This is a genomic window from Vibrio sp. 10N.286.49.E11 (assembly GCF_041469505.1).
Classification (GTDB): Bacteria; Pseudomonadota; Gammaproteobacteria; order Enterobacterales; family Vibrionaceae; genus Vibrio; species Vibrio crassostreae_C.
Window position 1 is genome coordinate 1 of the sequence record NZ_JBFRKQ010000045.1, and the last position, 14889, is coordinate 14889.

Here is a 14889-nt window from a genome sequence, read left to right on the forward strand (position 1 = left end):
CATATCATTAACAACGCCAGTTTCAGGCATACCTAACCCAGTAAGCTTGTTCAACGCTTTTATCATCGCGTAAGTTTCACCCACCTGTGCATTGTAATTTCTTAAGCTCAGTTGCCCTCCTAGCAACTGTTTAACTCGATACATCGCTGTTTCTGAGAGTGAACGTTTGTGGTATCCATACCGCTCTTTCCAATACTTATTTGAGCCGTATAATTTCTGGCAACCCACGGCGAGATTTCGAGGGTGACCACGCTCTCAGAAGGCTGCCCCTTCTCTTGGGGGAATAAGCGCAATGGCTCCCTTAATCTTAATAGCAGCGTGACACGCTCTCGTGTCGTAAGCGCCATCACCAGACACCTCAAGGATACTTCGGCGTGTTTGTTTCAGTAAGTTAGGGAGTACTTCTCCATCTGTAACCCTCGATAAACTTAGCTCGGCGGCAATGATCTCATGAGTGTTGGTATCGACGGCAATATGAAGCTTTCGCCAGACTCTACGCTTGCCATCCGTCCCATGTTTTTTGACTTTCCATTCACCTTCGCCATAAACCTTAAGGCCAGTAGCATCAATAGCTAGATGCTGTATCGCTCCTCTCGTTTTAGTCTTAAATGAAACCTCAACTTGCTTGGCTCTACGACTGATGCAGGTGTAATGCGGACAACTTAACGGTACATGGGCTAACCTAAATATCGAGTCGATAAATCCTTGAAGCGCTCTCAATGGCATAGAAAAAACTCGTTTCACCATGAGTGCTGTCGTGATAGCTAAATCACTGAACCGACGCGGCCTCCCGTGCTTATTCTGTTTACTTTGCGCCCACCCGCTTATTGCTTCTTCATCAATCCAAAAGGTCAGAGAGCCACGGTTAATGAGTGATTGGTTGTATTGCTTCCAGTTGGTTGTTTTGTAACGAGGCTTAGGCATAGGGGTACGAGAGAGGGTGGAGGTAGCTGATCAGATCGTAGGTTCTTGATTTAGTTCCATTGAATTACGCAACAAAGCCCTTGGGAAGAGTAAAGACATTTAAGGATTTAACACCTTTCTCCTTTTTCTGCTCGGATCCGAGCTTGATGATTTTGTCGCTTTAGTAAATACATAATGTGTCCATCAACCCATGAAAGCCATGAAAGGACACATTATGAAAAAGTTTCAACTTACCGCGGAACGCTCTGCAAATATTCACCAACCGACATTTGAAAGCCTAAAGATTTGGTTTAATTATAAATCAAACAGATCTGGAGAGTGTGCAAACAGAATGCTAACAGATACGTTGGCTTACCTTCGTGCCGCATATCTGCATAAAAATAACCTCAGCAACAAGTCCCAGCTTGAAATTGATCAGAACATCAACGAAGCGCTGTTGGCTATCTCTGATGGATACCTAGTGGAGTTTAGCTAGGTATTAAGTTGTATGGGCTCGAGCCCATCAGCTTCGCCACATTTTAAGATTATTCTAACCTTCCATTTACGTAATACCTTGAAACAATGGTTTTATATTTTCTTCTTTGTGATTTGTTATAATTCTTATTTATCAATAGGATGGAAAGGGAAGTAAATTAATATGCTGTACGTATATCTATTCGAAGTTAAATCCATCCAACAGTATCTGTTTGGTTCTGGCAAATTAAAAGACGTTATTTCAGCCAGTGAACGTCTCGATCGACTCATCGATAATTCTGAGAATAGCGTGTTAAATATCGTGCTCAACGCGGCGAATTTACCCTCAGATTTATTGAGTGAAAATGAATCGACCCAAGCTATTAAGTTTCTGCGCTGTAAAGGTGGTGCCTTTTATGCCACGTGCGAATCAAGTGTGCCGTTAGAAAAATTAAGATCTTTATGGACGTTAACTATCAATCAAATGTTCCCCTCATTGGTTTTCGTCGATGCCTTGACACAAGGGACTTGCTTAAATAGAGCGATAGATTCTGGACATCAAGCATTAGCCGCCGCCAGAAATACACCTAAAGTCAACATCCCCTATGCGCCTGCGCTTGTCCAGCGTTCTGCTCGTACTGGGAAAGCTGCAATTCCATTGAGTAGGTCAGCAATAAAAGCCTCGACAGCGGACCATGATGATTCTGCTTTGCACCTAGATGTCGATACTGAGAGGCATCGCCAAGCGTATCAAAACTTCGAACTTAGACGTGATGCGGCATTACAACACCGGTTTACGCCAGAGTCGCTTCGCGGAGAAATCGGTTATCCCATCGATTTTGAGGATGAGTTTGAGTTTGCGGATGATAGTGCTGTTTTGAATCATCAACAACGTGACGCAATAAAAGACATGGCGCTAATTCATATTGACGGAAACGGTTTGGGCATTCTGTTGATGAAACTAAAATCTGCCTTAAACAATGAGAGTGAGCGCCGCTTTCGTCAAACTTATCGGGCGTTCTCTGACGCGTTGAATATCGCTACGGTAAAGGCTGCTCAACAAGCAACACAATGGCTATATGACCAATTGAAAAGACAACAAGCGACGTCAGAAGGTAACGAAAGAGTAATGTTACCTATGCGCCCAATAGTGCTCGGTGGAGATGACATCACATTGTTTTGTCGTGCAGATCTTGCACTGGGATATGCGCGACAATTCTGCAAGGTGTTCAAGGTTCAATCTGAGATTGAGATAAAAAAACTTCCTGTGCAATCAATTGGCGTCAGTTATTTAACCGCAAGTGGCGGTATTCTCTATTGCAAAGCTAGCCACCCGTTTATGCAGTCGCATAACCTAGTTGAAGCGCTATGTGAAAAAGCGAAAAAGTTAACAAAAAGCGTAGTTGGTTTAAACAATGTCAATCAGGTCGGGCCGGCAGCTTTAGCATTTCATCGTCTTTCGAACACATCGCAGCAAAGTTTGGATGAGATAGTTGCCACGTCTCAGCATTTTGAACAACAGGTCAACGGTGGTTTTTCAATGGGGCAGGGAGCCTACCTTGTTGAAGATAATGACCTAATCGAAAAAGCAAACCTATCCCATCGGAAATTCGATTTCCTTGACGCCTTAGTTGAAAAATCAAGTGCGGATGATGCCCCGGTTTCGCTATCGCGTTGGCGCCAAATGGCCACCGAGATAGCGAATGGTCAGCCAGATGAAGCGGAGCGTATCTTTGAACGCGGGTTAGATCTTAGCGGAGATAGGGGTAGCGCCAACGAATTTAGATCATGTGTTGATAACCTGAACCCTAGCACCGTGTCTGACTCTAGTAAAAAGTGGTATTGGGAAACGGATTATGGATATCAAACCATAATCAATGACCTCTTAATCATGGGGCATTATCAATTGTTATCTAACCAAGATGAGGCTCAGTAATTTATGAATACCATAACCTTTAAACTCAAGTTTGACATCCAAAGTGATTGGCACATTGGATCTGGCGAAGAAGGCGGCGCGAAAGCGGATGCGTTGGTATTAAAGGATGAGCAAGGACTTCCATATTTACCCGGCCGTGCGGTGAAAGGCTTATTGAGAGAAGCCTTTCAAAAGGCGGAAGACAACCAATGGTTTACCCAAAGCTGCACTGTAGCAACGCTCTTTGGTTGTGAAGGCACCGGAATCGCAACGCAAGGAATTATTACGGTTAGTAATGCTGTTATGCAACCGAGTGAGAGGCGTTTCTTTCTAGAGAATTCAAAAGCAAAACAACATTTATATCGTGTCTTGTATTCGACGGCTATTGAGCATGATTCTGGCGTAGCGAAAGAGACAAGTTTGCGTTCCATGGAAGTCAATGTACCGATGCAACTGAACGCAGAGATTGACCTATACAGTGATGACGAGACATGGGTGGACAAGATCACTCGGGTTGTACCGCTGATTACTCATGTCGGCGCGAAACGGCACCGAGGGCTAGGTCAGGTAATGGTGTCAGTGGAAGATAATAAGGAAGCGTACCTGTGAGATTACATTACACATTAACGACATTACAACCCATTATTGTCAGCCAAAACTCGGCCACTACAATGAATCACTTAGGGCTCGATTATATCCCAGGGAGTGCCATTTTAGGGACGGTGGCTAGCACGCTTTATCAACAAGTCAGTGATGCGCAATCATGGGCGTTATTTCATTCAGGAGAGGTGAAGTACAGTGCTTGTTACCCTGTTTGTAATGGTGAATTGTGCTTACCTACTCCCGCGAGCTGGCACTACCAGAAAATGGAAACGCCAGTCTCGGATGGAAAATATGATACGAGTAAAATAACAAACCACGCATCACGCTTATTTGAACGTAAGGCCGTTCAATACAAACAATGTCGCAATGGTTACCTTGGTTCACAAGGACACCTCGGGGAAGTGCGTAAAGGCAATGTGACAAAAACTGCACTGCAAAGAACGACGGGAGCAGTCAAAGAAGGTTCGCTATTTAGTTACGTGTATATCGAAGCGGGTCAAACGTTTTCCGGCTGGGTTGAATGCGGTACCGAACAATACTATGCATTGGTGAAGCAGCACTTGCTCGGAACGAAAAGGGTTGGCCGCTCCCGCAGCGCAGAGTTTGGTCGGGTAGACATCGCTGAAATTAAAGCGCCTGTACAAAGCCCCCCTAGTCATAAGGCTAGCCATAACTCTCAGCAGTTAGTCCTATGGTGTTTGTCAGATTGTCAGGTATTCACCCAAAACGGCTTACCTACTTATACGCCATCACTAGCTGATCTGATTGAAGGGGCTAATGGTCAGTTAAATCCAGAGCGGAGTTTTATTCGTACTCATTCGGTTAGCCGCTTTAATCAGGCACGTCAGGGGCTCGATAGTGAACAGCTACTGATCGGCAAAGGCTCGGTATTGGTTTTCGAGGATGTTTCTATAACGACCAATCAGATAGAGCAGTTACAACAAAACGGTATTGGTCTCAACTTACAGCAAGGTTTGGGTTGGGTTGATGTGAACCCCTCATGGGCTGAACGGCCTGAACTGAACGAAGACTTGTTATTCTCACCTATCGTTGTTGAAAGCTCTTCTAATCAAAGTTCGTTAGTTAGTGTTGAAGTCGTAGATGTTGAAAAAACAGAAGTAACAACGCCTCTAACACGTTGGGCGAAAACAAAACTAGACCAAACTACACAAGGTCATAGCTGTAGGCGTCAAGCGAATGAATTAATTAGAGAAATTCTGCAAGTTTACAGTCGCTGTCGTAGTTATAACCACGTCAAGGCATCCTGTGCGATTGGTCCCTCACGGACACAGTGGGGACGAGTGCATGCTGCAATCCGCAATAAAACCCCAGATTGGTTCGATATCCTATTTGAAGATATGAACAACAAACTAAGTCGTGCAATTTGTAAACCCGTCAATGATGCACAAGGTTGGGGAGTAGCTTGGCAAGTAGGAAATACGCTTGTTACTTTCGCTGACTATTTTAAAGCGTTAGTTAGCCCTGAGAAGATTCAGATAGAAACGCTGCTACTAGCGCTGGAACGTATGAGTCGATACGACATGTCTACTGACAATGGTTTGAAAAAAGCCACGCAAAGCCTAATCTGCCCAAAAGGGACGAACGATGAATGAAAAAATAGTCGTCACGCAACTGGTTATCGAAACGCAAAGCCCAATGGCAATTAATACAGGCCGTCGTGATACCGGGTTTGATACCGAATTAGCTCGTGATATTAACGGCTTACCTATGATTCCTGCCACTGCAATAGCGGGTGTGTGGCGTCACCTTGCCAAATCACAGGCTTGTGGAGATGGCCAGCACATAGAAGATCTGTGGTTTGGTACCACAGAGCAAGCATCTAGTTTAGTGATTTCAAATGGGGTCTTGTTAAATAGCCACAGTGAGCTTGTCGACAATTATACAGAACCAAGCCATATGGAAAGCGATCCTTTACTGGCCTTGTGCTTGGCAGAGCGCCCTCACCACAGAGACGGAGTCGCGGTCAATGATCGTGGTGTCGCGATTGATCGAGCTAAATTCGATCAGATTGTGTTACCCAAAGGGCTTCGATTTAGTATTACATTGCAATGGAGTAATCAGGATAGGGAAGATGAACAGCAACTCGATGACGAGCAATGGCATCAACTGTTGGCTTTGTGGGAACATCCCACTTTTGCTTTGGGAGCGAATACTCGTAATGGGCTGGGCAGGGTCAAGATCATTGCCAGTGAAGAGCATCAGATTCTGTTGCACCGTAATCTCGATGCGGGAAAGCAGTTGAACTTGGCGAGGGCATCCCGACCCCCGAAATCTCATGCATTAAAGACGTGCATTAATTCAGGAGCGGTGAATCGCTATCCTTCTTGGTCTATCTCATTAAAAGCGTTAGACAATTGGCGTTGTGGTCGGGGAGTAGAGTTACTGTCGAAACCAAACAAGTCGCTCAATCATTCAGTCAACGTGATCACTTACTCTGAACCCGTAGTGATTTGGAAAGGAACACAAGCTGAAATAATCCCGTTTTGCCCTGTGGTATGTGGCAGCAGCATTAAAGGTATGCTGGCTCACCGCATTGCTTTTCACTACCGTAAACATGCAAAACAATGGGCAGAAACGGCAGGCGATGCCGAGAATGAAATCTGGCAGAAACGCCCAGAGGCACTTAAAGCACTATTGGGGTATGCAGATAATGATCATGACCAGAGTGTGGCCGGTTCACTCTGGGTTGAGGATGCTGACATTGAATACGAACACATCGTAATTCGTCACCACAACAGTATCGACCGTTTTACTGGCGGAGTTCGTAAAGGGGCGTTATACAGCGAAGAGTTACTCTATCAACCTCGTTTTACCATAAGCATGTACCTGACTAAACAAGAAGAAGATTTAGAAGCACTGCTGCTATGTGCCTTAAATGACACCATTAGGGATGTAGAGCAAGGGTTACTTCCTATGGGCGCAGGAAGCGGCCGAGGAACAAGTTTAGTGATCAAGAATGAAAAAGGAACGGCTAAATGAGCTTAGAACAATACCAACAATTAGCGCTCAATTCGGTTTCAGAACTTGGGGTACAATTGCCCCTGTTATTGCCAGCACACATCAAAATTGAATCGTTTACAGGGGCACTTAGTGATGCTTTTGGGCATATCGAAACACTACAGCCGACAGATGGTTGGGCAATGTATCGTGATGCGGTGGTGATTAGTCAAAGCCTTCCCAATCGAAGTGACCTCATCGAAGCTGAATACTGTAATAGCGAAACTACGGTGCATATTCAATTAATAGGTGGCAGTACTTATCGAATTACTCATTATGTCAGCCAAAAGGCACGAGATAACGCCACTAAATTTTGTTTCAGTGAGCAGGAACTGTCTTTACGAAGTGACTTAAGCAGGGACGCTGAACTAGCTTGTTACCGATTGTGGTATCAACAAGTTGAGGGTGGGGGCTGGGAGCCGCTAGCTCAACAATTTATTGGTTTTGCTTACTCGTCGAATGGGTATAAGGAGACATTAAAATGAGCCATAAAATACATGCTCCTTATCATTTTGTTCCACTGTCACAATGGGTGCACATGCCAGAATGGGCACATTTGGTGAGTCATGACCACCCGTTTGAAGATGGTCATTCTGGAGTGATTGAATATACCCTTATCAACAAGACGCCGTTATGCGTTGGCAGTGATAAAGACGCTAATGGTGTGGTCAAGTTTGCTCGCGATCCGTTAGGCCATCCAATCATTCCTGGCTCGAGCCTGAAAGGGATGATTCGTAATGTGCTGGAAATTGCGAGCTTTGGAAAATTTAGCTCGGTTGATAATAAACGTTTTTCGTTTAGGGATATCTTAAGCAGTAAGGGGAATTACCTTACCAATGTGATTGCTAAAAATACGGTGCAATCAGGTTGGGTGAAATTTGATTCTGTCGAAAATGAGTGGAAATTTACACCGTGTAATTTCGTCAAAGTGTCTCATAAAGAAATCAAATTATCTCTAAAGAAAGAGATTAAAAACAGTAATAGTTCAATTGGCAAGTATCACTCTTTTCCTTTAAATAACTCAGTGAGCGCAAGGATAACTGAACCAAAAGGAAAGCAAAGAAATCGCTGGGCGGAAGGGCTCGCTATTGGTGGGGAAGGTAATCTTGTTTTTACCAATATGCGTATCCCTGGTAAAGGTGACCGGGCGGATTATGAATTCAGTTATTATTTTTACCCGAAACACAATGCTGAGTCTCAGGTGGTAACACAACAAGTTTTCGACCTTTTTGATAATCACACCAGTGTAGAGGATGAAATTGACGGCATTAAATGGAACCAAGTTTCGTACCTACAAAGTCACCAACACTCTGATAAGGGTATTCCCGTTTTTGCGTTGATCAAAAAGCATTCATCAACGGTTCATTCATTGGGTTTTGCAAAGATGTCAAGGGTGACATTCAAACATTCTATACATGAGATGATTGAGTCTACAAACAAAGCACATCTTTCAGACGCGTACTTCGATTTCCCGGAGGTGATGTTTGGTACCTTACGTGACAAGGGGCTGGGCTTAAAAAGCCGCGTAATGTTTTCTGATGCTATAAGTGAGGGGTGGAATGAATCGGCACTTTATCCATCTAACCCTATTATCCTTAGCGAGCCAAAAGCCACATTTTATCCCGCGTATATCGAGCAGAATAAGAATGAAAGTGGCTACCGCGATTATGATAGTGACAATGGCGCGTTATCTGGCTACAAGCGCTATATAGCTAAGTCTCCTAAGCAAGTAGGCCTTGAATCCAATGTGAAAGACAACGATAAGGTCGCTCAGAGAATCGAACTGGCTCCGGTTGGTAAATCCTTCAAGGGACGCGTCGTGTTTCACAACCTTAAAACGGTTGAATTGTCGGCGCTGCTATGGTGCCTAAATTTAAAGAAGAGCAATCATCAACTTGGGCATGGAAAACCTATGGGTGCGGGAGTGGTCAGCATCAGCCCTCGTATTTCGCATCTTTCTTCTAATAAAGAACAAAGTCAGCAGCAGTTTGACGCTCAGTTTGAACAGCACATGAATGAGCAATATCCTGCGACTGGAGATAATGCATGGCTTTCATCACCGCAGCTTAAGTATTTACTTCAAATAGGTAAGCTGGGTGAGAATGATGATGTGAATACTCGCTATATGTCTATTGATAATAAAGATTACCAAGATGCAAAAAAGAAAATGGAGAAGTTGCCCGAATTACATGGGGTAGGTCGAACTGAGCCGGTGGCGGTCAATAATACACAAGGGGCAGCATCGTTTGGTCGAGGCCGTTTGGCTCATTTAGTTGATCTCAAAAAGCCTTGGGACAAAGGACAATACGAAAAAGCTTCCAATATTCAGAAAGAGCAGACTGAAGAAGAAGAGAGATTACGCAGAGCGAAAGAAGAAGAGAGATTACGCAGAGCGAAAGAAGAAGAAGTACGAAAAACGAGTTTGTCAAAACATGCCAATATAGTTTTCGACTTAAATGAGAGCCTTATTGGTATTGATGCTTCTGAAAGACCACCATTGATTCGCGAGGCGATCCATTTCTTTTTAGATAATGTTCATCACCAAGAATCCAGTGCCGCAAAAGAGTTATACCAGTTAGCTCGGAACAATAGCTATCATCAAAAGCCGAAGAGAAGAGAAAAAGATCAAAAAGCAGAACTTGCTGAGCTTATTAAAGAGTATGGTGTAGCACTATGATGGCATGCCTTAATGAAATCACGGCACAATTCCAATTGGTAAAATTGCAGATCACGGTGCAACTGAAACAAAATACACAACTGCCAGCTTTTAAAGGGGCGATGTGGCATGGTTTGTTTGGTGAAGCCTTAAAAGCCTATGATGAGCAGTGTTACCAAGTCTTTTATGGTGATCACGATAACCAGCAACCAAAGCCCTATGCGATTGCGCCGGAGGGCGATCATAAGGTGGATTGGTATAAAGGAGAGTTGCTAACGTTGGAGATCACGCTGTTCGGTGATGCTTGTCAACTCGTTAATGAAGTCGTCGATGCGTGGCGCGAAGCGAGTTGTAATACTGAGCTGGGCATAGGTGAAAAGCGTGCGTCATTTTGGTTGCTCTCGGTGAGTTCAATAACGCCTTATGGGGTTAAGCCGGGCATTCATCCCCATACATTACATGATTGGCTGCAGTTAAATGCGCATGCCGGCCAGCAGCAAGAGATTGCTTTGCACTTCCTTACGCCACTAAGATTAAAGCAGAATAGCAATATAGTGAAGAAACAAGCACCAGAGCTCAAGTTTTGGGTTAACCAGAGCTTAAGGCGTCTGACTCAGTTAGGCCGTTTTTGGGTGAATGACAATCAAGAACTGTTTGATCGAGTCTATCAACACACACTGGACTCGATACCGAATAACGTCGACTGGCAATCACACTGCTATTTTGAGGATTGGATGCGTTATTCTCGTCGTCATGGCAAAGCACTCCCGATTGGTGGCCTTAAAGGCCAGGTGAGTTTCTATGGTGACTTAGAAGCGCTTATTCCAATTCTAAAAATTGGTGAGTTGTTACAAGTCGGTGGTAAAACCACGTTTGGATTAGGAAAATATAGACTTATTGCATAATAATAGTGCGACTGAGCCATAAGCTATTCATTTACTTATCGAGATCCTACATCGATGTGACCAAGCAAGATGTTGAGGACGTTTTTAGTATAGGGAGTGTACGTTGACTTTATTAGTCTTGGATGAAAAGGGGTACGAGCTTTCGTTGTGTGATGGGCTCTTACGGTGCTTTCACCCAGAATTAGGCCAAAAGGTTGTACCGTATTCATCAATAAATCAAATCATCGTGGGAAAGGGGGTCACTATTAGTTCTGATGTCATTTTACTGTTAGCAGAGAAAGGCATCAGCTTATTGGTTAACGGACACAGGCTGCATCAACATGCGAGCCTTGTTCCGTTATCGGCACCAGCAAGTGATATTAAATTGCGCCAGTTTTTCGTTACGTCTAATTGCACGATAAAACGGGGCCTAGCCGAGCGATTGGTACGTATACGCTGCTTGAGGCAGAAATATACCCTGAAGATGCTGGGGCTTAGATGTTCTTCAGTGTGGGATGACCTACTAGATCAACTAAATGATACCTCAAACCTCATGATGGCTGAAGCGCACATCTCGCGCTTATACTGGAAGGCGTGGGAAAATGTCGAGGTCTTTTCTGAACTCGGATTTACAGGGCGAGTAAGACGGCCACCCTCCGACCCGATTAACGCTATTTTGTCACTGACATCGACGTTAGAAGACAATCTGTATTGCAAAGCACTGTTGTCAGAAGGGCTAGATATAGGGTTGGGTATTCATCATGTAACTGGATATCGCAGGCAAAGCCTGATTTATGATGTCAAAGAGATTACACGTTCAGAGGTAGAGCTTTGGGTTGCAAATCTATTTCTCAATCGTGTCTTAAACAATGAACATTTTGTTAATGACAAGAATTCCTGTCGGTTGAATAAACAAGGACAACAGGTTTTTTATCGCCAGTGGCATCGTTTTTGTGTTGAACACCGTATGCAAGTGAATCGTGTTGCCCGGCTAACGAGAAAGCAAATTGATAGGGAGTATCGGAATGGCAAAGCCACTATGGTTGATTAGTTATGATGTTTCATGCCCCAAAAGATTGCGTTCAGTTTATCGCTATTGCGCCGCTCACGGATGGGCGTTGCAAAAATCGGTGTTTGTTTTTAGTGGTCAACTCAAAGAGAAGGAAACGATTTGTCAAACATTACTCGAATTAATTGATCAAGAGAATGACCGACTACTTTGTCTTCCGTTTATCCCATCAGAAAACAGCTTTCATATAGGTAAGCGTGATGAGTGGCTTATTGTCCATAGCGACACGCGTTTAGAAGATTATATTTTGTAGCGTTTATAAGGTTTGTATCGCGTATAGTGTAATAAAAAATGAGTAAAATGAATGTCACTATTATTCAATAATATGTGTGCAGTTTACAAAAGATGGACTGTTACTTGCTTGGTGTAATATTATCTTTACGTTTTAAACATCTGTTTGATTAAGGTTTGACTATTGAAAATCAAGACTTTAAAATCAGACTTGTCTAAACAGACATTGCCCTGCTGAAGGGATTAAGACTTGAAAGCTTTTTTACTTTGCTCTGTCGCCCACGTCTAAACAGACATTGCCCTGCTGAAGGGATTAAGACTGATTCTTCTTTTACACCCCAGCGGCAAGCGTTTGTCTAAACAGACATTGCCCTGCTGAAGGGATTAAGACGATACTGCTAGGATAGTTGAAGACATTGTGTTATGTCTAAACAGACATTGCCCTGCTGAAGGGATTAAGACGATGTACTCTTGAGGTGCTTGCATGACTCTACTGTCTAAACAGACATTGCCCTGCTGAAGGGATTAAGACAGCGCTATTGAGTCGTTGAAGCTTCTTGGCTTTTGGTCTAAACAGACATTGCCCTGCTGAAGGGATTAAGACGACAACCAACTTAATGTTGCCTTCCTAGCTGTTGAGTCTAAACAGACATTGCCCTGCTGAAGGGATTAAGACTTATGCCTGCACTTGGACTTGTGGTCAAGTGTTTGTCTAAACAGACATTGCCCTGCTGACGGGATTAAGACGCGAGCCAGCTTATTCTCCCTCAACCAATCGGTCGAAATTATCGTGAGTATGTCCGCTGACCATTGATAGCACGCCAATATCTGCCAACTCTCTTATGAGTTCGTTGTCGCCAGAGCAAAAATACCTCGTTAAATCATTCAATGGGTAAGTTGAGTGGCTCAGCTCTAATGACTGTGGGAAATGACCGACAACCAATTTATTTTGTGCTTTTTACGATGAGAGCGAGGCCAAGCAACTACGCCTGAACTCAGCATTTAGTTCCTTCATTTTAGTTGGAGTAATAGCATTGTAATTCACAGTAATATAGTTGAAGTCGTTAATCGCTATTTGAAGTAGCAGCAATTCATCTTCGTTTAATTCTTTTAAGTTTGTCCAACCTATACCACCAAATATTTCTAGATTGTACTGTTCGATAAATGCTGAGCTATTATTTAAAAAGTGAATGTTATTTAGATATTCAGAATAGTCGAAATAAGATAGTGGGTTTTATTAAATGTAAGTTGTAGTTATAAAGGCGAAAGTAAATGTTACTATTTTCGCCTTTATAACATCATGGATGCATAGTTTAGGTAAAATTAGAATAATCGTTCTGGAACAGAATATTCACATAGGCTGCTTTAAAGTGCTTTATAAAAAACTCATCGGATAAGTTGTTCGCACACAATAGATAGTTGCTCATTTGGCTTAACTCAAAATCAGATGCGCAATCGAGAGAGTAAACATATTCTACTAACACTTGATGACAAAGTGCATTAGAAAGTGGTTTTAATTCTGGGATCAGTTTATTCACGCGTTTTGAAACATCTTCAAACTGACTAAACAGTTCACGATTGTGCGGCAAAGATTTTGGATTGAATGTTTGGGTGGTAGCCGTAACTAACGGTGGTAAATCAACGAGTCCTTTATCGAAAGTGCTCACCGCTCGCTCAGAACTAACTACAAAGTTTCGTTCTAAATCAAAGTCTGAAAAAAAGTTATCGTTGGCTGCATAGTTAGGAGTCAGCGAAAGCTTAGAAACGGTTTCAGTTTCAATCATTGTATGTTTCTCCATTATCTGGTTATGAAGACTAGATTAAATACAAGATTCTACCCTTTTAATAGCAGCTCGGATCCGAGCTGCTATTAAAAGGTCGGATCCGAGCATAGTGACAATGATGTTCTTTTATATATAGTATAAGTGAATAGCCGTTAAGTGATGGTTAAATAAATACTAACTATGTTATTTATGATATAAATACATATTTTATAGGAGTTTACAGTGTTTCGTTCTACTCTAACCCCTTTAGATGACTCTCAGTCTCTGAAGCATTACAGCGCTGATATCAACGGTGCAATTGTTCGAGCGGCCGCCATGTTTGCTGGCCAAAATCAATATGGCTACAACTACGATGGGCATTTTTCGTTTAAGCCAGACAATAGCGATCAGATTACAACTTTGACAATTAAAGAGTTTATTTCGAAATTTGTCGAGTCGATGCAGGAAGTCACAATTTTGGAATTTGATAAACCCACCGGAAAGTATCTTGAGATCAATGACGTTTGGGATGATGATCCTGTTGGAAGTGGCGGTCTTTCAATTTTTAGTCGTCAATCTGTAATGGATGACGATTACCGAGAACTTGAACAACTTTTTTATCCTTTTACTAGCATTATTTACCCGCAGGATATATACCAAGTATTTTCTAAGCAGGATGTAAAAAAAATCCACAAATCACTCAATCAAAATGTGCTTGGAAAGAAAGAACTGAAAGCTCGTAAGTTTCGAGCCAGCAAAGTCGGTGAAGATTGGGCATCAAGCAAAAACCAAGAGTCTGTGTGGGTCTATTACACTTTGGAATTACGTAAATGGGCAATAAAAAAGGGGTATGACTACTTTAAATATATCAATAACCAAGAGAGCAATGGAGCCTATTCTTTTATTGCGTTATCTGATAATACACTTCAGAAGCGACCAGTTTCCTACAAGTTTGATTCGGAAAAATTTGTTAATGTAGCAACATGGTTACTCGAACATGAAATGAACAAGCATAACGGTGGGGTCGATATCTCTAACGTTATTTGGTGCAATCAAGAACCAAGCTATTATTGGATGAGTAATGATATCTAAATATGAGGTAATTAAGTTTAATCCGATTCGTGATTTACACTTGAATATTGAATCAATACGAATATTTTTCTGACTGGGCTTTTAATTCTGAAGTTATCTTACTTTTTAAGGTAATGCATCGAATACATTAACTGGGGTGAGGTGTGTTGTTGTAAGTATTAAAAATTCTCATGTGTATTTCTCTTTACACTGAGGGAGAACCTAAAAACAACCTTACCTCAACTCATTTTCCCGAGTTAGGTGGCCCCCCTCAAATCACAAAGATATCTCTAAGTCGGATC

General features: G+C 42.6%; 12 protein-coding genes, 1 pseudogene and 1 CRISPR repeat array. Of the genes and pseudogenes, 11 read left to right on the top strand and 2 right to left on the bottom strand.

The genetic code is table 11. From position 1 onward, the window contains the following. Nucleotides 1-924, bottom strand: a pseudogene (locus tag AB4167_RS10500) (IS5 family transposase); the annotation flags it as partial. Nucleotides 925-1138: 214 nt separating this feature from the next. Here AB4167_RS10500 and AB4167_RS10505 point away from each other — a divergent pair. The 10 genes from AB4167_RS10505 (at nucleotide 1139) to cas2 (ending at nucleotide 11775) form a co-directional block, all read left to right on the top strand. Continuing rightward, on the top strand, nucleotides 1139-1399 hold the full coding sequence (locus AB4167_RS10505) for a hypothetical protein (RefSeq protein WP_102394521.1): 261 nt from the start codon (nucleotides 1139-1141) through the stop codon (nucleotides 1397-1399). 162 nt (nucleotides 1400-1561) lie between these two features. After that, nucleotides 1562-3313, top strand: a complete 1752-nt coding sequence (locus tag AB4167_RS10510; protein ID WP_102394522.1) for a Cas10/Cmr2 second palm domain-containing protein — start codon at nucleotides 1562-1564, stop codon at nucleotides 3311-3313. A gap of 3 nt (nucleotides 3314-3316) precedes the next feature. After that, complete coding sequence (locus tag AB4167_RS10515) at nucleotides 3317-3901, top strand: RAMP superfamily CRISPR-associated protein (protein WP_102394523.1); 585 nt, start codon at nucleotides 3317-3319, stop codon at nucleotides 3899-3901. Beyond that, on the top strand, nucleotides 3898-5508 hold the full coding sequence (locus tag AB4167_RS10520) for a hypothetical protein (protein ID WP_133151249.1): 1611 nt from the start codon (nucleotides 3898-3900) through the stop codon (nucleotides 5506-5508). Before AB4167_RS10515 ends, AB4167_RS10520 begins: the two co-directional genes overlap by 4 nt. Further along, nucleotides 5501-6895: an RAMP superfamily CRISPR-associated protein gene (locus tag AB4167_RS10525; protein WP_102394525.1), complete on the top strand. Its 1395-nt coding sequence runs from the start codon at nucleotides 5501-5503 to the stop codon at nucleotides 6893-6895. Before AB4167_RS10520 ends, AB4167_RS10525 begins: the two co-directional genes overlap by 8 nt. Further along, entirely contained in the window at nucleotides 6892-7398 is a 507-nt protein-coding gene (locus tag AB4167_RS10530) for a hypothetical protein (RefSeq protein WP_102394526.1), read from the top strand. Before AB4167_RS10525 ends, AB4167_RS10530 begins: the two co-directional genes overlap by 4 nt. Beyond that, nucleotides 7395-9590: a TIGR03986 family CRISPR-associated RAMP protein gene (locus AB4167_RS10535; RefSeq protein WP_372136501.1), complete on the top strand. Its 2196-nt coding sequence runs from the start codon at nucleotides 7395-7397 to the stop codon at nucleotides 9588-9590. Before AB4167_RS10530 ends, AB4167_RS10535 begins: the two co-directional genes overlap by 4 nt. Beyond that, nucleotides 9587-10474, top strand: coding sequence for a CRISPR system precrRNA processing endoribonuclease RAMP protein Cas6 (gene cas6, locus AB4167_RS10540; RefSeq protein WP_102394527.1), 888 nt, complete (start codon nucleotides 9587-9589; stop codon nucleotides 10472-10474). Before AB4167_RS10535 ends, cas6 begins: the two co-directional genes overlap by 4 nt. A gap of 103 nt (nucleotides 10475-10577) precedes the next feature. Then, nucleotides 10578-11504, top strand: coding sequence for a CRISPR-associated endonuclease Cas1 (gene cas1, locus AB4167_RS10545; RefSeq protein ID WP_136981905.1), 927 nt, complete (start codon nucleotides 10578-10580; stop codon nucleotides 11502-11504). Continuing rightward, the gene (cas2, locus tag AB4167_RS10550; protein WP_102394529.1) at nucleotides 11479-11775 is read left to right on the top strand and encodes a CRISPR-associated endonuclease Cas2; all 297 of its coding nucleotides are present in this window, start codon (nucleotides 11479-11481) and stop codon (nucleotides 11773-11775) included. The genes cas1 and cas2 overlap by 26 nt, the downstream gene beginning before the upstream one ends. A gap of 191 nt (nucleotides 11776-11966) precedes the next feature. Further along, a CRISPR array of direct repeats spans nucleotides 11967-12500; the repeat unit is 37 nt; unit sequence GTCTAAACAGACATTGCCCTGCTGAAGGGATTAAGAC. Nucleotides 12501-13066: 566 nt separating this feature from the next. Here cas2 and AB4167_RS10555 read toward each other — a convergent pair. After that, nucleotides 13067-13537: a hypothetical protein gene (locus AB4167_RS10555; protein ID WP_102394530.1), complete on the bottom strand. Its 471-nt coding sequence runs from the start codon at nucleotides 13535-13537 to the stop codon at nucleotides 13067-13069. A 222-nt stretch (nucleotides 13538-13759) separates the two neighbouring features. Here AB4167_RS10555 and AB4167_RS10560 point away from each other — a divergent pair, with 222 nt between their 5' ends. Next, nucleotides 13760-14608 carry a hypothetical protein gene (locus AB4167_RS10560; protein ID WP_136981904.1) on the top strand — a complete coding sequence of 283 codons (849 nt, stop codon included), beginning with the start codon at nucleotides 13760-13762 and terminating at the stop codon, nucleotides 14606-14608. Nucleotides 14609-14889: the final 281 nt, after the last annotated feature.